The following is a 22,283-nucleotide window of genomic DNA, read 5'->3' as shown; positions in this document are numbered from 1 at the left end:
GCGCCTCGGCCGCAAAGTGTGCCTCGCCGCGCCTTTACCGATTCTTTACTTGCAGATAACATTCCGATAACGAACCGGCGGTAAGCTTGAACTACGCTTTCGGAACAAGACGACGCAAGACGCACCCATGAATGAGAAGCGGACCGATTCAAGACGATGATGGCCCGAGCAGGGACAAGAAGCTTACGCGACTGTTCATATATACGATTGGGTGGAGACTCTGAGAAAACCCGAAAGTAAACCGATGCATGTTTCCCGGCGGAAACGGCATGTTTGCTTTTGGTTTTTCCCGGTTTTTTTTCTTTTGTCGTCCGACAAGCGGCTTCAGTTCGATAACGACAGGGGGAAGCAGGATTGGAACATGTACAAGCCCGTACGATCGGTGCCGCGGCAGGCAAACGGAGGCGCTCCGGCAAAGCGGTGCGGGCGATGATTCGCCATTGGCAGCTATACGTGCTCATAGCGCCGGTGATGCTTTACTTTATCGTGTTTCATTACATGCCGATGTACGGCGTGCAGATCGCATTCAAAGATTTTATCGCCACGAAAGGAATAGGGGGGAGCCCTTGGGTCGGCTTCAAACATTTCGAGCGGTTTTTCGACAGCTACTTCTTCTGGCGGCTGCTCAAAAATACGCTCGGCATCAGCTTGTACGAGCTGGCCGTCGGATTTCCGATCCCGATCCTGCTCGCCTTGATGATCAACGAAGTACGGCATAAGGGGTACAAGAAGTTCGTTCAGACGGTCACCTACGCGCCGCACTTCTTGTCCACGGTCGTGCTGGTCGGCCTCGTCATCATGTTCTTGTCCCCGACAAGCGGCATCGTCAACACGATCATCAAGGCGTTCGGCGGCGAGCCCGTGTTCTTCATGACGAAGCCGGAATGGTTCAAGACGATCTACGTCTTGTCCGGCGTCTGGCAGCAGATGGGCTGGAGCTCGATCATTTATTTGGCCGCGCTCGCGGGCATCGATCCCGGTCTGCACGAAGCGGCCAAAGTCGATGGGGCGACCCGGCTGCAGCGGATTTGGCACATCAACTTGCCGGGCATCATGCCGACTATCGTCATTCTGCTCATTCTGAACATCGGCACGCTGATGGGCGTCGGCTTCGAGAAAGTGTTTCTGATGCAGAACTCGCTCAACAACGAAAGTTCGGACGTCATCTCCACCTACGTGTACCGGAGCGGGCTGCTCGGCGCGCAGTACAGCTTCGCCTCGGCCGTCGGTCTGTTCAACTCGGTCGTAAACTTTATATTGCTGCTGACGGTGAACCGGATCGCCAAGGCGGTCAATCAAGCAAGCTTATGGTAAGAAAGGAGGAGTTCCATGGAAACCCGCAGCATGGGGGATAAATGGTTCGAAGCGTTCATTTATACGCTTCTTGCGGTGGTCGCGATTCTGGTGCTGTATCCGCTCGTGTTCGTGCTGAGCGCGTCGATCAGCAATCCGGCGGCGGTTTTGAACGGGGAGATGTGGCTGTGGCCGAAAGAGATCAGCTTGGTCGGCTACCGGAAGGTGCTCGAGAACAAAGATTTGCTTAACAGTTACATGAACACGATTATTTACACCGTCGTAGGAACGACGATCAATCTCGTTATGACGGTCATGGCGGCTTACCCGCTATCGCAGAAAAGCTTCTACGGCCGCAATGTCATTACGGCGATTATGGTGTTTACGATGTTTTTCAGCGGGGGGCTCGTTCCTTCCTACATGCTCGTCAAACAGCTCGGGATGCTCAATTCGATCTGGGCGCTAGTCATACCGAGCGCCGTATCCGTCTGGAACATCGTCATCATGCGCACCTTTTTCCAGACAAGCATTCCCGGCGAAATTCAGGAGGCCGCCTCGATCGACGGCTGCTCCGATTGGAAGACGCTGTGGCGGGTCGTGCTGCCTTTGTCGATGCCGATTTTGGCGGTTATGGTGCTGTTCTACGCGGTCGGCCATTGGAACGCGTACTTCAACGCCCTTATTTATTTGACCGACCGGGGGCAATATCCGCTGCAGCTTATTTTGCGGGAAATTCTCGTCCAAGGTGAAATGGAGCATATGGTCAACGTGGGCGACAGCTCGCACGCCAAGACGATTATGGATCAGGAAGCGGTCAAGTACGCGGTCGTCGTCGTGGCCAATCTGCCGATTTTGCTGCTGTATCCGTTTCTCCAGAAGTATTTTGTCAAAGGCATTATGATCGGCGCCCTCAAAGGGTAATGTCGTTTCCAAACCTAAATTCCGGCTTTAAAGGGGATCGCCCCTTATGGCATATAGAGAAGACATACAACGGGAGGAACCACACGCATGAAATGGACTAAATTGACGGCTTTGACGATGTCGTCTGTAATGGCAATAAGCTTGGCGGCAGGCTGCAGCAATACGAAGGAAGCGGACGGGGGAGCGAATCCGGCATCCGGCAAGGAAGCCGGCAACGTCAACAAAGCCGGCAACGTCAACAAAGCCGGCATGCCGATCGTCAAGCAGCCGGTCGAGCTTACGTTCTTCACGGGTCTAGCGGATACGAACGGCAGCAACAGCTTCGAGGATAGGCTGGTTTGGAAAGAATACGCCAAAATGTCGAATATGAAAATCAACTTTCAATTCATCCCGTTCGCAAGCTTGACGGAAAAGCGCAATTTGGCGCTGGCGAACGGCGATTATCCGGATGCTCTCTACTCCGCGCGGGTGCCTGCTTCCGACCTGATGAAATACGGCAGCCAAGGTGTATTCGTCAAGCTGAACGACTATATCGACAGCTATGCTCCCAACTTGAAGAAGCTGATGGACAAATACCCGGACCTGCGCAAAGCGCTGACGATGCCGGACGGCAATATTTACTCGTTCCCGTCGTTCTACAGCCCGGAATTTTTGCCGATGCTGATCGGTACGCCGCTGTGGGTGAAGAAGGAGTGGCTGGACAAGCTGAACATGAAGGAGCCGCAGACGACGGAGGAGTTCTACAGCTTTCTGAAAGCCGTGAAGAAGACCGATCTGAACGGCAACGGCCAAGCCGACGAAATTCCGTACAGCGGTACCGGCATCGGTCCTTTGATCGATCAAATCAAAGGGGCGTGGGGAGTAGGCAACCGCGGACTCGGCCATAAGTTCGTCGATGTCGATCCGAAGACGAACGAGCTGCGCTTTTTCCGTCTGACCCAAAACTATAAGGAAGTGCTGCAATACGTCAACAAGCTGTACGCCGAAGGGCTTATCGATAAAGACATTTTCACCCAGAACGGCAACGCTTTGTATGCCAAAGGCGCGAAAAACGTCCTCGCCTCGACGATCAACCCGAACCCGAAAACGCAGTTCAACGGCGACGGCTATTTCGGACTCGGCGCCTTGAAAGGCCCGAACGGCGACCAGCTCTACACGCACATCAAAGTGCCGATGGTATGGCCGGGCGCATTCGTCATTACGAACAAGAACAAAAACATCGAAGCGACGATCCGCTGGATGGACCATTTCTACAGCGACGAAGGAGCCCAGTTCTACTTTATGGGCGTGGAAGGCACGAGCTACACGAAGACGGCCGACGGCAAGCTCGAATTTGTCGACGAGATCAAGAAAAATCCGGCCGGACTGACGATGGACCAGGCGTTGACGAAATATGTGACGTGGATGGGCGGAAGCTATCCGGGTTATGTGCAGGAGAAATATTTCAAAGGCTCGGAGACGCTGCCGGAATCGGTCGAAGCCGGCAAGAAGGCACAGCCGTACGCGCTTAAAGAGCTGTGGTACAATTTCAACTTCACCGACGCCGAGACGGAGTACATGACTACGAAAGGCTCGGACATCCAAACGTACATCGGCGAGATGGAATCGAAATTCATAACCGGGGCGACTTCCTTCGACGAGTGGGACAAATATGTGACCACGGTCAAAAATATGGGCGTCGACCAATATATAAAGACGTACAAGACCGCCTACGACCGTTATAACAAGAGCAAGTAATAGAATGCGGCCCTTCTCGCCAATCAAGCGGGAAGGGTCGTTGTAGTTTAAGTCGACAAAGCTTTCCGCCATCTCGCATAAACCGACCATGCCTGACCGTTATCCAGAAGCGACTTGCATGTGTACAGCCCTTCTTCGACCGACCCAACCCGCTCGGCCAGATGAAGCCGGACCGCCCCGTTCAGAAGCACCAGGTTGTAGAAGGCGAGGTCCGCCTCTCCCCGCATAACCGATTCGGACACGCGCAATTGTTCGTCAGCGGTCCATTCGATCTGCGGAAGCGGCGTATCCAGACCGAGCGTCTCCGGATCAAACATTTGCAGCCGGAACTCCCCGTTCTCCACCCTGTATGTGCGCGTGGGACGATCGATAAACAGCTCCTCCGAGCCTTCCGGACCTTGAACGATTAACGCTTTGCGGTATCCGAGCTTGACGAGCAGCCGGGCCAGCCTGTCGAACACCGTATTATGATACACGCCGTAAACCAAATAAGGCGAGTGGGTGTAGTCGATCAGCTTCTCGGCCGTATTCAGCACCGTCCGCATGCCCAGCTCCTCCCGGATCGGGCGCAGCTCCTTAAGCGGAGAACACCACTGCTCGGCCGGTACGTACAGTACGCCCGTCTCGCGTGCGGCATGGAGGGACTGTTCCCGCGAAAGGCGCTCTGCATCTATGCCCGCTTCGCGCAGCATATCGTGGAGCGTTACTCCCCATTTGGGCGGAAGGGAAGCGGTGCCGTGCAGCGTCGTCGGGAGTCCGGCCGAGGCGAGCAGGAACGAGGTGGCGAACGTTGCCATAAAGGACGATTTTCTTCCGTCATACGGTCCGGCGCAGTCGATTCCGTCCGGGACCGGCGTACGGTGCGCGTATTGCCGGCAAACCGCGACGAACGCCTCCAGCTCCTCCACGCTCTCCAGCTTGATCCGCTCGGCGATGAGGAACGCACCGATTTGGGCCGGTGTCCCCCGCAGGGTCATAATCGCTTCGGCGGCCGCGAGCGACTCTTCGTATGTCAGATCGCGGGCCCCTCTTTTGCCGCGCGCCACTTCCTTCAGCAGATGGATCATCGCTTTTTCGCCCCCTTTTGTTTTTGCTCCTGAAGCAGCTGGTACACGTTGACGATCGAAGTAGCGACATCGACTATGCGCTTCCGTTCGTTCATCGCCTGCTTGCGGAGCAGGTCATAGGCTTCCGACTCCGTAATCTGTTTGATTTCGCACAGAATGCCTTTGGCCATATCGATCCATTTGCGTTCCTCGATACGGGACAGCAGCTGCTTGCGTTCGTTCTGCCACTGCTCCCGCTCGAAGCATTGCTTGGCCCCGAAATGCAGCGCCCAGTGCACCTCCTGCGCCTTCATGGAGGGAGTCAGTATACCATCGATCATCATGTCGTCTTCGCACGCATCGACCGATAAGGCGGCCGTCGAGTCGCTGCACCACCATAGAAGCGGGATGAGCTTCCATTTCTGCAGCGCCGTTCCCCACGAACGGATGTCGGAGATCGGCAGATGCAGGACGGTAGCGTCGGAATCCCGGATGTACGATTTGGCTTGGGCCTCGTTATACGCTTTGGCGACGGAATACCCGTACGAGTGAAGAACCGTTTCGGGAAGCGGCATTTTCGAAGCCGGCACTGACTTTCGTTCCGGCTCCGACTCCGTCGCATGGCTGCATATGACCAACAAAGAGCGCATGGGGAGATGCTCCTTTCCGGTAATTCAAGAGTGGAAAATGATGAAAGTTCGTCTGAGGTTACCTGTTAAAAAGTATGATGTAAACTTTTATAACACAAATAAGGTGTTTTTGTCGATATCATCAAAAAAGTTTTTTGTTTGTGTCATATATATTGACATATGCTCCGGTGCTATTGTATAGTTTGGGTAACAACTTCATCTTTTCGATGAATACAACGGTGTATTCGGAAGAAGCGGCAACGAAGCCTGGCTTCGCTCTTGAACGGGAATTTTGTTTTCCCATTGGAGCGAGACGGGCTTTTCTTTGTTTGCCGGGAAGTGACGGGAAGGGGAGGACGAGAATGACGGTTCGTCGCAAATTGGTGATGATCGGAAACGGCATGGCGGGGGTTCGCGCTGTCGAGCATTTGTTGAAGTTGGCTCCGGGAGCTTATGAGATTACGATATTCGGAGCGGAACCGCATCCCAACTACAATCGGATCATGCTGTCGTCGGTTCTAGCGGGCGGGGCGGATTTGAAAGAGATCTTCATCAACGACTGGGACTGGTATAAGGATAATCATATAAGGCTGTATGCCGGCCATAAGGTGACCCGGATCGATCCGGCAGCCCGGAAAGTCGTTTCCCATCTGGGCGCCGAATCGGAGTACGACGAGCTTATATTGGCGACGGGCTCGAACCCGTTCATGCTGCCTCTTCCGGGCTCGGACAAACAAGGGGTTATCGCCTTCCGGGATATCCGGGATTGCGAAATAATGATCGAGACGTCCAAACAATACAAGAAAGCGGTCGTCATCGGTGGCGGACTGCTCGGACTGGAGGCGGCAAGAGGGCTATTGCATCTCGGGATGGACGTCTCGGTCGTCCATATCCATTCGTACTTGATGGAGCGCCAGCTGGACGAGACGGCGGCCAGAATGCTGCAGAGCGAGCTGGAAGCGCAAGGTATGAAGTTTCTGCTGAACAAGCAGACGGAATCGATTGTCGGCAGGAAACGGGTCAAAGGACTGCGCTTCGGTGACGGCAGCGAGACGGAGGCCGATCTGATCGTCATGGCGGTCGGCATCCGGCCGAACGTCGAGTTGGCCAATTCGGCAGGCATTGAAGTGAACCGCGGCATCGTCGTCGACGATTATATGCAAACGAGCGTACCCGGCGTATACGCCGTCGGAGAGTGCGCGGAGCATCGGGGAATCGCGTATGGACTCGTTGCTCCTCTGTATGAACAGGGCGCCGTTCTGGCGAAAAGGCTGGCCGGCGTCGAGACGGCACCGTACACCGGTTCGGTCACCTCGACGAAGCTGAAAGTTTCGGGAGTCGACGTATTCTCGGGAGGCCTGTACGCCGGACCGGCGGGAACGCGTTCTTTACGGTATCAGGATGAAGTTGAGGGGATTTACAAAAAAATCGTGCTGCACGACGACAAGCTGGTGGGCGCGGTATTGTTCGGGGATACGACGGACGGAGCGAAGCTGTTCTCGCTCATCAAGAGCGGGGAGTCGGTCGCGGGCAAAGAAAAGGAGCTGTTGCTCGGCCTATCCGGCGGCCAATCCGCTCCTTCTACCGCAAGTCGTCTGGAAGCGATGGCCGACGACGAAATCGTCTGCGGCTGCAACGGCGTCTCCAAAGGTACGATCGCGGAAGCGATCCGCACGAAGGGCTGCACGTCCGTGCGCGACATCAAAGCATGCACGAAAGCGTCCGCGTCTTGCGGAGGGTGCAAGCCGCTCGTGGAAGGGCTGCTCGGACTGTACGGCGGCGACTCTGCGGGAGAGCCGGTTAAAGAAGGAATATGCGGCTGTACGTCTCTGAGTCGGGACGAGATCGTGGAACAAATCACGCGTATGGGGCTGAAGAGTGTCAAGGAAACGATGCATGTGCTCGAATGGCGCCAGCAGGAAGGCTGCTCCAAGTGCAGACCCGCGCTCAACTACTATTTGGGCATGCTGTGGCCGGCCGAGTATACGGACGAGAAGGAGTCCCGGTTCACGAACGAGCGGTATCACGCGAACATTCAGAAGGACGGAACGTACTCGGTCGTGCCGCGGATTTACGGAGGCGTTACCTCGCCGGGAGAGCTGAAGAAAATTGCCGAAGTAGCCGAGAAGTTCGACGTGCCGATGGTCAAGATTACGGGCGGACAGCGGATCGACCTGCTTGGCGTGAAGAAGGAGGATCTCCCGAAAATGTGGGAGGAGCTCGACATGCCTTCGGGATACGCGTACGGCAAGGCGCTGCGGACGGTGAAAACATGCGTCGGTTCGACGTTTTGCCGGTTCGGCACCCAGGATTCGATCGTGATGGGCATTACGCTCGAGAAAAAGTTCGAGCGGCTAAACACCCCGGCGAAGGTGAAGCTTGCCGTATCGGGCTGTCCCCGCAACTGCGCGGAGGCGACGATCAAAGATTTCGGCGTCGTGGCGATTGACGGCGGGTGGGAGCTGCACGTAGGCGGCAACGGAGGCGTCCATGTACGGGCAACCGAGCTGCTATGCACGGTTAAGACAGAGGAAGAGGTCGTCGAGTGGGCCGGGGCTTTCCTTCAATATTATCGGGAGAAAGCGCAATGGAACGAAAGAACGTCGGTCTGGCTCGAACGGGTCGGGCTGGAATCGGTCAAGAAGGCGCTCGAGAAGCGGGAGGACCGTGCGGCGCTTGTAGGGCGGATCGAAACGACGCTCCGATCCGCGACCGATCCGTGGAAAGAAATTATAGGCAAAGACGAGCTGCGCAAAAATTTCGTGCCGATCTCCGATCTCCAATCGGTATAACATCAGGAGGGTTGTAGCTATGGTCAAGCTGCTGGTGGGCAATATGTCCGACATCGATCCGCTAGGTTCACGCAAAATTCGCCATGAAGAGACTGAAATCGCCGTTTTCCGCTTATCCGACGGAAAGGTGCTGGCCGTCGAAAATAAGTGTCCGCATAAGGGGGGCTTGCTTTCGGAAGGGATGGTTTGCGGCACCGCCGTTCATTGTCCGCTGCACGACTGGAAAATCGACTTGGACAGCGGACTTGTCCAGGAGCCGGATGAAGGGTGTGTCACGACATATCCGGTCGAGATCGATCGGGAGAGCGGGTCCATTTTCGTGAAGCTATGAAGGGGGAGAAGAGCATGAAGGATGTTAAGCCTGCGGCCCGGAGCGCCCCCGCCCTCATTGTCGTCGGGGAAGTGGTCCGAGTCCGGGAGCGGCTGCGGAAGCTTGTCGGCGGCATGGCGGGGAGCTGAATCGATACGATTTTAATGTGAAAAAAGACAGCCGCTGCTTGTAACGGCTGTCTTTTTCTGCGGGAAGCGTTATTTATCCTGCTTCGGCATGAGGCGCGTGGTCACGCCTATTCGGTTCCAGGCATTGATCACTACGATCTGCATAATGATTTCCGCCGTTTGCTTCTCGTCGTAGAAAGTGCGGACTTCTTCGTAAACGTCGTCGGGAACGTGGGTATCCGCAAGCAGCGTAACGGCTTCCGTCAAAGCGAGCACGGCGCGCTCTTCCGGCGTATAGAAAGGCGTCTCCCGCCAGGCGTTCAGTCCGTATATGCGCTGTTCCGTCTCGCCGAGCGCCCGGGCCTCTTTCGTATGCATATCGATGCAGAAGGCGCATGAATTGATCTGCGAGGCGCGAATCTTGATCAGTTCGCGCAGCGGCTTGGGGATGCTGGTGCCCTCCACATAATTCTCGAGGCCGAGCATCGCCTTATAGCCTTCCGGATTGACGGTGTTCATCAGAAATCTGTTTTTCATCGGTATTCCTCCTGTCCCTTTCGGGTTCTCTTTTTGTCTTACACTTATAAGACAAAAGAGAGGAATATTTGTGACACTTACGCGATTTTTTTTCTGGGATTGCGCGGCAGTCCCTATTCGCCTTTCAATTTATCAGGATTGTACACCGAATAAATGCGCGAAATTTTGCCCGATTCCGGCTCCAGCTCGAAGCACCAGATCGCCGCAGGCAATTGGATCCGCTTTATAGCCATGCCCGTCTCGCCGTTGACGGAAATCGGAGCGACTCCCGGTGAAAAGGTATGTTTCGCGGCAATGCCCCGCAGAAATGCTCCAACCCGCTCGATTCCGGCGATAGGTCGCATCGCTGCTCTGACCTTGCCTCCTCCGTCCGTCACGATCACGATCCGATCGGCCAGAAGGTTGATCGCGTCCGGAATGTTCCCTTGCTGCAAAGCGGAGATGAACTGTTGGACCACAGCATGCTTCCGCTCGTCCGGCGGCGTTCCGGAGTACCCGGCATCATTCATTTTGCGGCGCGAGCGGCTCAGCATTTTCCGGCAATTGTCGGCCGATTTATCGACGATCTCCGCTATCTCCTCATACTCGTAACCGTACGCTTCCCTCAGGACGAAGACGACCCTCTCCAGCGGAGACAGCCGTTCCAGCATAACCAGATAGGCGAACCTGATGTCCTCCTCCTGCTCGACCCGCTGCCAAGGCTCATCTCCGCTGCCGGTGTACAGCGGTTCGGGGAGCCAGGGGCCGGGGTAAGCCTCTTTTCTTTTGGCGGCCGACTGGAGAATATTCAAGCAACGGTTCGTTACGGATTTGCACAGGAAAGCGCGAATATTGCCGATGCTGTCCGGATCGACGGATTGGAGCGATACGAACACGTCCTGTACGACATCCTCCGCTTCCGTAATCGTTCCGAGCAGCCTGTAAGCGATAGAGAAGAGCAGCTTCCGGTACGTATGATAAGCCGTTTCTACGTTCATCCCAGTATGTCCTCCGAAAAGTAGGGTTGCCTCATTTGCGTCCGCCCTCTCCGGAGCGGAATAATGCCTTCGCCTGCACCGCACGTTCGTCGGATACGTCCTCGCTTCCGTAGCGGGCCTCCTCGTACAGCCGGATCAATGCCGTCTCGCCCTCCCCGAGCGGCGCTTGCCGCCCCATCTCTTCGCTGGTTTCACGCGGCGTTCGCGTTACGTCGTGACCGTATCCGCCGGCAATTCGGCCGAGAAGCAGACGGCGGTACGCTTGGCGAATGCGCTCGCGGTTATCGGCGAAGTCGTCCCAGCCGGGCTCTTTGCGGAAAAAGTCATCGATCCGCTGTTTCAGCTGCCGTGCGCGATCCAGAGCCCATTCGCGGGCGTCCAGCAAAGATTGCTTCTCGTCGACATAGCCCGCTTCGGGTGTGGCTTCCAGGCGTTCCCCGTACCAGCCCATGAATCGTCTCAACCATCGCTTCGTCAATGTGCCGACAACGTACAACGCCCCCAGCGTCACGGCAAGAAGCAGGACTACGCCGACCCAATAAATCACTTTCTCCATCAGTAAGGCAAAAGCGGAAGGCTCCCCTTGGGCGAGCAAATCGTCCGTAAACGGTTCCTTGGGCGGAGGCGTGGATTCGGCCGTTTCCGATACGAACAAGCCAAGCAGCTTGCGCAGCAGGTCGATCGTCCCATGGAACAGGAAGGAGGCCGCTTGCTTGGCCGCCCCGGCAATCGTACGGATCGAGGCGATGAGTACGATGAGCGCGAAGACGGCCAGTACGAGAGCGCGGTTGCGCCATCTCGTTTCGAATCCGACGATCGGCTTTTTCTCGTCGTTCGTGCCTTGCGACGACTCGCTGTCCAGCGTCGAGCTGTTCCCCCGGTACAGCGTAAGAGCGAGAGCCGGTATGCCGAGCCCGGTAACCCAGGGGGCGTAATGCCAGGTGACGAGGAAGTAAGGGAACAGGAAAGAGGCGATAAAGTACCCGACCATGCAGATAATCATTAATCCGCTGGGAAAAGAGCTGTCCCAGCCCCACAGCCGGTTTTGACGGCCGCGAATCCAGGCTAGCGCCCATAGCGCATAATTGAGCACGAAGCCCAGTGCCGGGCCGTCAGCGAGATAGGCGAACAATCCCGGAACGGCGAGAGCCATGAGCAGCGCCTGCCATTGTCTGACGCCGGGGAAAGCGTAATGAAACGAATAGCCGAGCGTATAGAGGCCGGACCATAACGCAAGCCACAGCGGGAATTCTAGAGCCGGATGACGTACGGTAATGTACAGGGCGACGAGTATCGGAAAATACAGCAGCAGCTCCGCCAATCCTTGGAGACAAGCGAATACGATAGCTTTCCCGTGCTTCATGGCGGGCGTCACGCTCCTTTCGCTTCCGATGCTTCGAGCTCGTTATCCGCTGCGGAAGGCGCCGCTTCCATCCGGTCTGCATAAGCCGGGAGCGGATCGTCGGTAAGCGGCATAATTTGCACCGCATTGCCGTTTAGGCGCAGCCGCTCGAACTGCCGCTCCATTTTGTCGCTGACAAACGAAGTGATGAAGATGAAATCGGTATTCGACGTGCCCTGCAGCAGATCGTAGTCCAAATACTCGGAGAAGCCTTCGGTGCGCTCGATCTGCAGCATAGCCATCGTTTCGTACAAGTCGGCCAAGTGGGCGTCTCCGCCGGACGGAGGGATGCGCACCGATTGCTTCGGACGGTCGATGACGGGACCGTTGCAGCCGAAGCCGGTATCGATCCCCCTCGCGATGCACGATTCGGCGATAGCGGCTGCGTAGGCGATTCCTTTCTCGATCCGCTCGGGAATCGTTACGGCACCCCACATCGTTTCGGTAATTTCGAAGTTGAGCACGATCATGATCCGGTGATCCGCCGTAAAATCCCGCCGGTGCACCTGAAGCGAGCCGGACCTTGCGGTTGCGCTCCAATTGATCATATTCATCGTATCTCCGTACCTGTATTCCCGCACGCCCGCGATCCGGAACGGATCGTCTACGATCCATCGCTGCACCGATATGTCGCCTTGCCAGCTGTGCGAAGGCAAAGGGATGTCCCCGAGCGGAATTCGTTCGGGATAGACCAGGAGCCGGGTTTGCTTATCGAAATAGAGCGTCCGGTACGTGGAGAACATCCCGAACAAATCGCCTCCCGTCATCGTGGCCGTCTGCAGATCGTAGCAGCCCCGCTTCAGGCACAGCACCCGGTGTTTGCGCGTAATTTGCGTATAGGGCATCAGGCTGAACAAGCTGCGATGGTTCTGGAACAGCTGCCCGCTCGATATGTCCAGGTTGGACTGGCTGCGGAAGCGCAGGCCGGCCTGCATAAGCGATTCGAGTCTGAGCCGCGGGAGCGGTATGATTTTGCGATTGGCGATCACTTCGATAAGCTGCACCTCCTCGCCTTGAAAACAGGCGCGCGTATCGAAATGCCGTCTGTAGCTCACGCCGCGAAGCCCCCACCATTGGTAGGCCTTGCCTTGCAGGAGCAGCACGACCGCCGTCACGATCAATATCCAGTGTACGCTCATGGTCGGCCTAACCGTTCCGGTCGACGGTTTCCGTCGGCACGGGCATTTCGCGCAGAAGCTGGTCGATTACCGCTTCGGCGGCGTTTTCCTTGAGCCGGGTGGCATGCTTGAGCAGCAGACGATGGGCGAGCACCGGCTTCGACATCGCCTTGATGTCGTCGGGGAGGACATAGTCGCGGCCCTGTAAGAGCGCGTATACTTGTACGGCTTTGAGCAGTGATTGACTGCCGCGCGGACTTGCCCCCAGCGCGACATCCGGGTGGCTGCGGGTCCGCTCGACGAGCTGAACGATATAGTCGAGCAAGTCGTCATGGACGCTGACTTGCGAATAGGCCTGCTGTGCCGCGATAATATCGGCGGCGTCGGCTACGCTTTCCAGGACGTCGAGCGGATTGTCCTGCTTGAACCGCTTCAATATATGTACGCCTTGCTCCCGCGACGGATAACCCATGCGCACCTTCAGCAGAAAACGATCCAGCTGGGCTTCGGGCAAAGGGAACGTTCCCTGATTTTCCACCGGGTTCTGGGTGGCGATGACCATAAACGGCCTGCCGAGCACGCGGGTTTCCCCGTCGATGCTTACTTGCCGCTCCTCCATGCATTCAAGCAGGCTCGACTGCGTACGGGGAGTAGCACGGTTAATTTCGTCCGCGAGCAAAATATTCGTGAAGAGGGGGCCCGGACGAAACTGGAACTCGCCTTCCTTCTGATTGAAATAGTTGATGCCGCTTAAATCGGACGGCAGCAGGTCGGGCGTAAACTGGATGCGCTTGCACGAGCAGCGGAGCGATTTGGCCATCGTCTTCGCCAGCATCGTTTTGCCCGTGCCGGGAACGTCCTCGAGCAGAACATGACCCGAAGCGATGAGAGCGATGAGCAAATGGTCGATGACGTCTTCCTTGCCGACGATCACGCTGCCGATGTTCTGCTTCACGTTTTGTGCCAGACGGCGAATATCGGATAATTGCATGATAGGTTCACGCTCCCGTAGTAAGGCATTGGTTAAAGGGTGATGTTTTATGAAACGCTGTAATCAGAATAAATCACTGCTACTCACCATACTTCGCGACCTTTCGCATTCCCTGTGGAAACCTCTTAGGACCGCCTTCTTTTAAAAACGACGATGACATCCCTCGACTGGCCTTGGGAAATGCTCGTATCGAAACAAGAGACGAGCTCCCACCCTTGGCCGCCGTACCGGTTTAACTCCGCTTCGAACTCCTCCGGGTCGACCTTTCCTCCGAGAAATCCTCCCGTTTTGTATTTGATCGTCTTGTATTCCCACTGTTCCATCTGTATTCCTTCCTTCCTCTCTAAAATACGTATCATGGACTGGTTTAGCTTATTGCCGGCCACGGTATGCGGGGAGGTTAGGGGAAAATAGCACTCAGCTCGGTCGCCAACTCGGGAAATAAGAATGAACGCAGCTTATCGTCCCTGCCGAACACTTCGCGCCGCAGGTAAACGCCTTGCTCCAAGCCGTAAGCCTCAATGGTTTGGTGAGCCGGATTTTCTTGACGCTTTTCCCTATTTTAACATAAACGTGCGGAAACGATAAAAGGATTAGGCGAACCGGAGTCGGCAATCGAGGCCGGGCATTTCGTTTTCCCCGCAACCCATGTACAATGGAAAAAGATTGAAATCGGGGGTGGATTGTGAACACGACGAAGCAGGTTTTAATCACGGGAGGCAAGATCGTCCTGGCTTTCCTTCTAGCCTTTATGCTGACGTTGATCGCGATGATTCCGGTTATGGTCGTGGTGGTGATCGCCGGCATACGGCTGCAAGACGGAGGCGACTTTGAGTTGACGCTCGAGGGTTTACTGAACAATCCGGCATTCACTTACGGCTCGATGGTTGCGCAAGCGGCCGGATTTATAGCTGCCGTACCGATCATGTATTCCCTGTTCGAGCGAAAAGCCGGGTGGGCGATCGGTTGGAAACGAAGCGGAGCGTCCCGCGACTTGTTCCAGGGAGCCGGGATCGGCATTGTGATGATGACGGCGATTTTTCTGGTTATGCTCGCGATCGGAGCGGTCCAAATACGCGGTGTCCGGACCGATGCGGCCGTCTGGTGGGACCTGAGCGTGTATTTGCTGTTCTTCGCCTTGGTTTCGCTGAATGAAGAGCTGTTCAGCCGAGGATACGTGCAGGGAATCATCCGTCACCGGTTCGGACCAGCGACCGCGATTCTTTGTTCTTCCCTTTTCTTTGCCCTGCTGCACGCGTTCAATCCGGGAGCGCTTCAGCAGCCTCTGCCGCTGTTTAATATTTTCGCCGCTGGTTTGCTGCTCGGACTATGCCGGGAAGTGTCGGGAAGCTTATGGCTTCCGATCGGGCTGCACTGGACGTGGAATTACGTGCAAGGGAACGTGTTCGGGTATGAAGTATCCGGCACATCGGTAGCTTCTCTTCTGGAGCTTGAGTCGGTCGGCCGGGCGGTATGGTCTGGCGGCTCGTTCGGAGCCGAAGGCAGTCTGATCGCGACTGTCGTGATGGGTGCAGGCATTTGGCTGCTGTGGAGACGACGCGACCGGCGGACGGCGGAAAGCTCCTGACGTGCCGCGAATAACGGTGCCCCGGCCGGTAAATGCTAGAAAGTACGCATTCGGTGCTGCGCAGTACGCAGGTCCCCGGGAGGTGAACCAAATTGATGTGGTTAAGCATTGCGCTCGGGCTGTTTATATTCCAGATCGCCACCATTCTGGTAACGGAATTCCGCAATCCGGCTAAGGCGGTTGCCTGGTTGTCCATCCTGTTTATTTTTCCGGTCATCGGCTTCATCATGTATTACTTTCTTGCCAAAGAATATACACAGAGGAAAAGGATGCGGCGTAAAGAGCGCAAAGTCGTAGCTGAAATTCGCCGCGCACTCCGGATGAAGGCGAGGAAGGCCGACCCCGGCGACGCGATCCGCCGCTGCGATATTTATCGCGAGCACCGGCTGCTCGGCTTGCTTAACAACATCCCGGGTTCGCCCATGATGCCGTGCAACCGCGTGGACATTTACAATAATGCCGAAGATACGTATAACGCCATGCTGAAGTCGATGGAGCAAGCGGAAGCTTTCATTCATGTCGAATCGTACATCGTAAGGAATGACGAGACCGGCGAACGGTTCAAGAAAATGATGATTCGCAAAGCGAGCGAGGGCGTTGCCGTCCGGCTGCTGTTCGACGGCGTGGGCAGCTATAAGCTGAGCAGCCGTTATGTGGAGGAACTGAAGCGGGGAGGCGTCGAGGTTCACGTATTCCTCCCCCCGTTGATCGCCTTTTTCGACAAGCGGATCAATTACCGTAACCACCGTAAAATCGTCGTCGTTGACGGCAAGGTCGGTTTCTTGGGCGGAATCAACATCGGCGACGAATATTTGGGAGCCGACCCGGTGCTCGGGTATTGGCGCGATACCCATATCCGGATCGAAGGGGACAGCGTCTACTATATGCAGCATACGTTTGCCACCGATTGGGCGTTCGCGAGCGGGAAATCTCTGGTAGACCCGCAATATTTTCCGGAGCACGACTGCAACGGCGAAGAAACGGTACAGCTGATCGCAAGCGGGCCGGACGCGCACTGGGACACGCTGCTGGAAGTGTTTTTCGGTGCGATGGCGGTCGCCCGCAGCCGGATCTACATCACGACGCCTTATTTCATCCCCGATCCGAGCATCGGCATGGCGCTAAAAACCGCAGCGGTCAGCGGCGTGGACGTCCGCATCATCCTCCCCGGCGTTCCGGACGCGAGAATCGTGCACTGGGCTTCGCTGTCTTACGTACAGGAGCTTATGCAGGCCGGAGTCCGTTTCTATCAATATCAGAAAGGCTTCGTCCATGCCAAGACGCTCATCATCGACCGCATCCTGGCTACGGTCGGTACGGCGAACATGGACATGCGCAGCTTTTTCGACAATTTCGAAATGATGGCGGTCCTGTATGACCGGAGTACGATTATACGAGTGGAGCAGGACTTTTTGACCGATATGAAAAACAGCAAAGAAATCGATCCGGCCGAATTCGAGAAACGTTCGAAATACCAGCGCGCCAAGGAAGCAGCCGCGCGAATGCTGGCCCCGTTGTTTTGACGGGAGCGGCATCAACAATATTTCCGGTCCTGCACCTGCTGGAAGGATAAACCTGCCCTCGTGTCGAATTATGACGGTTATGTCAGGTCCTATCACCAGGGGGGATTTAGTTGATTACATTAACGGGCAACAGATTGAAGCAGGTTCATTTCATCGGACTAACCGAAGAAGACCTGCAAGTCTTGCAATCGAAGAAGCCGCTGTTCGAGCAAGTCGTGGACCGGCTCGTAGATGAATTGTACGAACGGATTTCCGAGCAGCCCGAGCTGCTCGAGATTATTCGGGCGCACAGCACGCTGGACCGGTTGAAGGAAACCCAGCGGTGGTACTTTCTATCGATCGCGTCCGGCGTGCTGGACGAAGAATACATACGCAGACGGATTGTCGTCGGCGAAATTCATTCCAAGATCGGCTTGACTACGGACTGGTATTTGGGCACGTATATGCTTTATCTCAATTTGGCGACCGCCCATTTCCAGCAAACGCTTCCCGATGATTGGCAGAAGGTCGTCTTCGCCATCTCCAAAATGTTCAACCTGGACTCCCAGCTCGTACTGGAAGCGTACGAACGCGATGAGAAGAAGAAGGTGGAGCAGCTCGTCGAGCAGCAGCAGGACATTCTCCAAGGGATCGCTACGGCGGTTCAGGAGCTTGCGGCGATGATGGTCGAGCTTGGCGAGAGCAGCCAGGCTGTAGCCGACACGGCGGAGCGTACGGCTCAATCGCAGGAAAATGCCAACGAGCTTGTCGTGCAGCTTACGGGCGAAATCGGCCAAATCCACGATATGGGAGAATTGATGCAGGAGATATCCGATCAAACCCATCTGCTCGGCTTGAATGCGGCGATCGAGGCGGCACGTGCGGGCGAGAACGGACGAGGCTTCGAAGTAGTGGCCAATGAAGTGCGGAAGCTTGCGAGCCGCTCGAAGGAAGCGCTTATCGAAATCGAAGGCAAGCTGAAGGGAATCGGCAAGAAGCTGGAGCGGGTCCGGACGGAATCGGAGCAAACCGTATCCCACGCGCGGATACAGGCGAGCAGCTCCAAGGAGCTGTCGTCGTTCGTAAACATGATCGAGCGGGTTACGTCGGAGCTGGAAAACTTGAAGAAGACGGCGGATTGAGCATTATTTGTACGCAAAGGGCTGTGCCTGCGGCGAATGTCGGTTGCCGCCAGGGCAGCCTGTTTGCCGTTCATTCATCGGGTAGAAGCCGGGAGAACAGCTTGTCCATATCGACATTTATGCAGGAAAACCGCGGTGATTGCAGCAGCCCGCCAGCGTCGTAAGTGCCGTACAACTCATATTTGCCATCGTTTGCTATGAACTGATCGATTAACCGGTGAACCGGGTCTACGATCCAATACTCCGGCACGCCGAACAGTTCGTAATTGCGTTTCTTGCGGATCTTGTCGTTGGCGCTCGTGCTGGGCGATAAAATTTCCGCGACCAAGTCGGGCGCTCCCTCGATACGATGCCGTTTAATAATGGAGGAATTGTCGTTCGCAATATAAATAACGTCCGGTTGAAAAATATTATTATCGTCGAAGTAAACGTCCATCGGGGCGACCAAGACCGTATCGGTGGAGCTGCATGTCCTATAGATCGAGCTCAATATTTGCGTTACGAGCCATTGATGGTTAAAAGTGGGGGAAGGCTGCATCTCGTAGCGGATGCCCTCGATAATTTCGAACCGTTCCTCAATGTAAGGATGCCGCGCGGCCTCTTCGTAGGTTGTTTCATAGCCGCCGGATTGTTCCTTGATATGCATCGGAGTTTTGCTTGGCTTCTCCTTCATCGAAATTCCTCCTACTGGAAAAAATGGCTATAATCACATTATAGCGCACATATGTTCGGAGGACAATCTGGAGAAGCCGCTATTTCCCGATAAACGACAGCACATGATCGAGCGATTGGCGAGGCGCTTTCTCAATTAAGTCGCCCTTCGCTCGCAGTCTTTCCTCCATGTTCAGCAGATGGAAATCGCGCGGGTCGACGTTCGCTTCGACCTCGCTCCATTCGAGCGGAGCAGAGACGGAAGCTGCCTCGCGGGCTCGCGGCGTGTAGGGGCTTGATAACGTTTTGCCGTACCAATGCTGCAAGTAGTCGACGTAGATCAAATCGCCGCGATTTTTCTTCAACCGCTCGATCGTGAACAGCTTCGGATACTGCTGTGTCAAATATTTGCCGAGAAAATGCCCGATGCCGCGCAGCTGCTCGAACGTGTACGGCTTGGCCAGCGGGACGTACAGCTGCACCCCCGTCGCCCCCGAAGTTTTCGGTACGGCGCGGATGTTCATTTTATCGAGCGCTTCCCCGATCAGATGAACGGCCTTCATGATGCGGGGCTCACGATCGAGCGAAGGATCGATATCGATCAGCCATTCGGCGGGCAACGTGGAACCGATGCGGTGAAACGACGGATGAAATTCGAGGCAAGCCAAATTGCCGAGCCACAGCAAGGTCGGAATGGAATCGAGGTGCACGTAGCTTATGCCGTCGAGAGGGGCCAACCGGACGAAATCCGGTACGGGCTCCGGGGTGTTCTTCTGGTAAAACGATTTGCCGTGAATGCCGTTCGGGAACCGGATCGTCGTCAAATGCCGGTCCCGGCAATATTTCAGCAAATACGGGGCAAGCGCAAGCAGCTTCTCCAAATAGACCAGCTTCGTTATGCCGCGTTCGGGCCAGAGCAGCTTTTCCGGATTCGTAATCGTAATTTCATGGCCCTCTACCGTTACCGAACCTTTCATCGCTGTCGCCATTGCCAATCGTCCTCTCTTTATCCTTCAGTTTTGCCGGAATGTGCAGATCGAAGCCGGGTTTCCCGTTTCCACAAACGACTGGATGCTTGGGTGTCGCATAACCCCGTCCGGCGTCCACTCGAGAAACTGTACCTTCACGACCAGCTCCGGGCGAATCCAGACCGCATCCTTGCTCCGTTCCGGCTCGTTCAAGAACGGCCGCTCTTTCAAGCGCATCGGCTCGACTAACCGCGTCAGCCGTTCCCATTCGGCTTGGGTCACTTTGCCCGTACCGGCATGGCCGATATAAAAAAACGTTCCTTGATCGTCATACAAACCAAGCAGCAGCGCATTGACCACTTTGTCGCGGAAAGTGACTCCTCCTACCGCCGCATACAGATCGTGGAACAGCTTCAGCTTCCGCCAACGTCCGTCCTTGCCGTCCATTGCATAGGCGCTCGTCAAATCTTTGCAGACGATGCCCTCCATGCCGTGGCTCTGCATGACGCCAAGAAGAGCGTTGCCGTCGGAGACGTTCCGGACGATTTGCACGTTTTCCCTCGGGATGATGATTTGCTCCAGTATCGCTTGCCGCTCGGCCAGCGGCTTGCCGTTGACCCATTGGCCGTTGCAATACACGATATCGAAGATCATGTACGTCACGGGAACCGCTGCGATCGCTTGCTTAATTTTGCTTCCGGTACGGAGACGGTCTCTCTTCATGATCTCGTGGAAGGAAGGCTTATGTCCGTTCAGTGCGATCATTTCTCCGTCGAGAATAACCGAGCCGGCCTTGCAATAAGTGCGAACGTCCAAAAACTCGGGGTACTGCATCGTGCGATCGTTGCGCCGCCGATTCCACAGGCGGGTGTCGATCCCGTCGAAGTAGGTCAGCATCCGCACGCCGTCCCACTTGATCTGGGCGATCCAGTCCGGCCCGGCGGGAACCCGGTCCGTGCGGATCGGCTCGAACGGAATGATCGGTTTCAGATCCATTTGCGCCTCCGGGGGTGATTCGTTCAAGTATTCCCGTTACCGCCGGACGCCTATTGAAGAATAAGAGCCGTGCATGCAGCTCATGCATAACGGCTCTCGGCATCGGACGATCAGGATACGGTTTCCTTCGCTTTTTTTCTGCTTTTGGCTTTCGGAGCGGCTGTTGGCTCCGCTGCTTCGGTCGGGACGCTGGAAGGCTTGACGGCTTCCAAGCTGGCCTGAAGGGCGGCCATCAAGTCGATGACATTCGTCTTCGGCGCTTCCGGTGCGACTTTGATTTCCTCCCCGGCGACTTTATGCTGAATCAGATTCATGACCTTTTCACGGTAATCGTCCGTGTACTTGCCCGGTTCGAACGGCGTCGACAGCTGCTCGATCAGCATTTTCGCCATCGTCAGCTCCTTGTCGTTGACGGCGGGTTTTTCCGGCAAGTTCGGCACCTGCGAGATGGGGCGTATTTCGTCCGGGTAGAAGATCGTCTCCATCGCGATGCAATCTTCAATGACGCGTATCGCCGCCATGCTGCTTTTCGAGCGGATCGATACTTTGGCGACGCCGATTTTGCCGGACTCGCGCATCGCTTGGAGCAGCAGGCTGTAGGCATTCGAGCCGGTATCGCCGGGAGCGAGATAGTATGTTTTTTGGAAATAGATCGGATCGATTTCCTTCAAGTCGACGAAGTCCAAAATTTTAATTTCTTTGCTGGCCTCGGACAGCGCATCCAGCTCTTCCTTCTCGAACAGGACGAACCTGCCGGCCTCGTATTCGTACCCCCGGGATATTTGCTCCCATTCCACCGCCTGGTCGCAATGCTGGCAAGTCCGCACATACGACAGCGGCGTTCCGCAAGCTTTATGAATATATTTCATGCTGATGTCTTTGTCTTCCGTAGCCGAGAACATTTTAACGGGTACATGCACCAGTCCGAAGCTGATCGCGCCTTTCCATACGGTATGCATCGCCGGTTCCTCCCTTTGGTAATGACTTCTCTCATCTTCTAGTGTTCTCCAAAAGCCCGGGTTCTACACCTCCGCTCTCCGCACGATAAACCGCAATTTGCATGCTCCAAACCAAAATGGGCATTCTAATCGGGTAATGCGAAGGAGAGGGGGGAGCGCATGAGCGAGCAGCTGCAAAACGATTCCGATAAGGAAGGGCGGGACCAGTACTTCATGGATATCGACCGGATGATCAATGAAGGGCTGGGCGGCGGAAACGTGACAATGCACAACGGATTGATCGAGGAAACGGCCGTCGACACGATGGGCGACGACGAATCGAATTTGTAGGAGAAGGAGTGTGGCGCATGGATTACGATCGCGCTCAACATATCATTTTGTCGAACGACAAAATCGAAGTGACTTGGCAGGGCGAACCGGTATGGATCGATAGCGTGGACAAATACAGCGGGGTCGCGACCGTTCACCCGGAGAACGATCCGCGCGTATCCAAAAACGTGCCGATCACCGAGCTGCGCGAGCACGGGGCGTCTTTTGAACAATAAGCAGTACCTGCAAGACGAAAGCCTAGAATTCCCGCCGGGAAATTTCTAGGC

Annotated in this window: 22 protein-coding genes; 10 read left to right on the top strand and 12 right to left on the bottom strand. The window is 55.7% G+C overall.

Annotated features, from left to right (window positions below; translation table 11 throughout):
* Positions 1–354 precede the first annotated feature (354 nt).
* From FE783_RS09245 to FE783_RS09235, 3 genes are all read left to right on the top strand, one after another.
* Positions 355–1,314 carry an ABC transporter permease gene (locus tag FE783_RS09245; RefSeq protein WP_420799721.1) on the top strand — a complete coding sequence of 320 codons (960 nt, stop codon included), beginning with the start codon at positions 355–357 and terminating at the stop codon, positions 1,312–1,314.
* Positions 1,315–1,329: 15 nt separating this feature from the next.
* Positions 1,330–2,214, top strand: coding sequence for a carbohydrate ABC transporter permease (locus FE783_RS09240; protein WP_138879052.1), 885 nt, complete (start codon positions 1,330–1,332; stop codon positions 2,212–2,214).
* A gap of 87 nt (positions 2,215–2,301) precedes the next feature.
* Positions 2,302–3,951, top strand: coding sequence for a type 2 periplasmic-binding domain-containing protein (locus FE783_RS09235; RefSeq protein WP_138879051.1), 1,650 nt, complete (start codon positions 2,302–2,304; stop codon positions 3,949–3,951).
* A gap of 47 nt (positions 3,952–3,998) precedes the next feature.
* Here FE783_RS09235 and FE783_RS09230 read toward each other — a convergent pair whose 3' ends face one another.
* Both FE783_RS09230 and FE783_RS09225 read right to left on the bottom strand, forming a co-directional pair.
* Positions 3,999–5,018: an anthranilate phosphoribosyltransferase gene (locus tag FE783_RS09230; protein WP_138879050.1), complete on the bottom strand. Its 1,020-nt coding sequence runs from the start codon at positions 5,016–5,018 to the stop codon at positions 3,999–4,001.
* Entirely contained in the window at positions 5,015–5,647 is a 633-nt protein-coding gene (locus FE783_RS09225) for an ANTAR domain-containing response regulator (protein WP_138879049.1), read from the bottom strand. Before FE783_RS09225 ends, FE783_RS09230 begins: the two co-directional genes overlap by 4 nt.
* Positions 5,648–5,988: 341 nt before the next feature.
* On the opposite strand from FE783_RS09225, the gene nirB reads away from it, so the two are divergent.
* Entirely contained in the window at positions 5,989–8,418 is a 2,430-nt protein-coding gene (nirB, locus tag FE783_RS09220; protein ID WP_138879048.1) for a nitrite reductase large subunit NirB, read from the top strand.
* A 19-nt stretch (positions 8,419–8,437) separates the two neighbouring features.
* Complete coding sequence (nirD, locus tag FE783_RS09215; protein ID WP_138879047.1) at positions 8,438–8,749, top strand: nitrite reductase small subunit NirD; 312 nt, start codon at positions 8,438–8,440, stop codon at positions 8,747–8,749.
* 197 nt (positions 8,750–8,946) lie between these two features.
* On the opposite strand, the gene FE783_RS09210 is transcribed toward nirD, so the two are convergent.
* The 6 genes from FE783_RS09210 to FE783_RS09185 form a co-directional block, all read right to left on the bottom strand.
* Positions 8,947–9,393: a carboxymuconolactone decarboxylase family protein gene (locus tag FE783_RS09210; protein WP_138879046.1), complete on the bottom strand. Its 447-nt coding sequence runs from the start codon at positions 9,391–9,393 to the stop codon at positions 8,947–8,949.
* Positions 9,394–9,506: 113 nt separating this feature from the next.
* Entirely contained in the window at positions 9,507–10,370 is an 864-nt protein-coding gene (locus tag FE783_RS09205; RefSeq protein ID WP_138879045.1) for an RNA polymerase sigma-70 factor, read from the bottom strand.
* Positions 10,371–10,401: 31 nt separating this feature from the next.
* Positions 10,402–11,733: a DUF4129 domain-containing protein gene (locus FE783_RS09200; protein WP_138879044.1), complete on the bottom strand. Its 1,332-nt coding sequence runs from the start codon at positions 11,731–11,733 to the stop codon at positions 10,402–10,404.
* Between the two features lie 8 nt (positions 11,734–11,741).
* Positions 11,742–12,911, bottom strand: coding sequence for a DUF58 domain-containing protein (locus FE783_RS09195; RefSeq protein WP_138879043.1), 1,170 nt, complete (start codon positions 12,909–12,911; stop codon positions 11,742–11,744).
* A gap of 7 nt (positions 12,912–12,918) precedes the next feature.
* The gene (locus FE783_RS09190) at positions 12,919–13,881 is read right to left on the bottom strand and encodes an AAA family ATPase (RefSeq protein ID WP_138879042.1); all 963 of its coding nucleotides are present in this window, start codon (positions 13,879–13,881) and stop codon (positions 12,919–12,921) included.
* A 125-nt stretch (positions 13,882–14,006) separates the two neighbouring features.
* Positions 14,007–14,204 (bottom strand): DUF4177 domain-containing protein, encoded by a 198-nt coding sequence (locus FE783_RS09185; RefSeq protein WP_138879041.1) that lies wholly within the window; start codon positions 14,202–14,204, stop codon positions 14,007–14,009.
* Between the two features lie 362 nt (positions 14,205–14,566).
* Here FE783_RS09185 and FE783_RS09180 point away from each other — a divergent pair, with 362 nt between their 5' ends.
* The 3 genes from FE783_RS09180 to FE783_RS09170 all read left to right on the top strand — a co-directional run bounded on the left by FE783_RS09180 (position 14,567) and on the right by FE783_RS09170 (position 18,113).
* Positions 14,567–15,469: a CPBP family intramembrane glutamic endopeptidase gene (locus tag FE783_RS09180; protein WP_138879040.1), complete on the top strand. Its 903-nt coding sequence runs from the start codon at positions 14,567–14,569 to the stop codon at positions 15,467–15,469.
* A 92-nt stretch (positions 15,470–15,561) separates the two neighbouring features.
* Positions 15,562–16,992, top strand: coding sequence for a cardiolipin synthase (gene cls / locus FE783_RS09175; RefSeq protein WP_138879039.1), 1,431 nt, complete (start codon positions 15,562–15,564; stop codon positions 16,990–16,992).
* Between the two features lie 110 nt (positions 16,993–17,102).
* Complete coding sequence (locus FE783_RS09170; RefSeq protein WP_138879038.1) at positions 17,103–18,113, top strand: globin-coupled sensor protein; 1,011 nt, start codon at positions 17,103–17,105, stop codon at positions 18,111–18,113.
* A 70-nt stretch (positions 18,114–18,183) separates the two neighbouring features.
* On the opposite strand, the gene FE783_RS09165 is transcribed toward FE783_RS09170, so the two are convergent.
* The 4 genes from FE783_RS09165 to ku form a co-directional block, all read right to left on the bottom strand.
* The gene (locus tag FE783_RS09165) at positions 18,184–18,786 is read right to left on the bottom strand and encodes a Uma2 family endonuclease (protein WP_138879037.1); all 603 of its coding nucleotides are present in this window, start codon (positions 18,784–18,786) and stop codon (positions 18,184–18,186) included.
* Between the two features lie 79 nt (positions 18,787–18,865).
* Positions 18,866–19,753, bottom strand: coding sequence for a DNA polymerase domain-containing protein (locus FE783_RS09160; RefSeq protein ID WP_138879036.1), 888 nt, complete (start codon positions 19,751–19,753; stop codon positions 18,866–18,868).
* A 24-nt stretch (positions 19,754–19,777) separates the two neighbouring features.
* Positions 19,778–20,728, bottom strand: coding sequence for an ATP-dependent DNA ligase (locus FE783_RS09155; protein ID WP_138879035.1), 951 nt, complete (start codon positions 20,726–20,728; stop codon positions 19,778–19,780).
* A 110-nt stretch (positions 20,729–20,838) separates the two neighbouring features.
* Positions 20,839–21,687: a non-homologous end joining protein Ku gene (ku, locus tag FE783_RS09150; RefSeq protein ID WP_138879034.1), complete on the bottom strand. Its 849-nt coding sequence runs from the start codon at positions 21,685–21,687 to the stop codon at positions 20,839–20,841.
* A gap of 159 nt (positions 21,688–21,846) precedes the next feature.
* Here ku and FE783_RS37950 point away from each other — a divergent pair, with 159 nt between their 5' ends.
* Together FE783_RS37950 and FE783_RS09145 are read left to right on the top strand one after the other, a co-directional pair.
* Positions 21,847–22,017 (top strand): hypothetical protein, encoded by a 171-nt coding sequence (locus FE783_RS37950; RefSeq protein WP_202916160.1) that lies wholly within the window; start codon positions 21,847–21,849, stop codon positions 22,015–22,017.
* 17 nt (positions 22,018–22,034) lie between these two features.
* Entirely contained in the window at positions 22,035–22,232 is a 198-nt protein-coding gene (locus tag FE783_RS09145; protein WP_138879033.1) for an H-type small acid-soluble spore protein, read from the top strand.
* The last annotated feature ends 51 nt before the right edge of the window (positions 22,233–22,283 follow it).

The organism is Paenibacillus mesophilus (genome assembly GCF_005938385.1).
GTDB lineage: Bacteria > Bacillota > Bacilli > Paenibacillales > NBRC-103111 > Paenibacillus_AB > Paenibacillus_AB mesophilus.
This window is presented reverse-complemented; position numbering and strand designations above follow the sequence as displayed.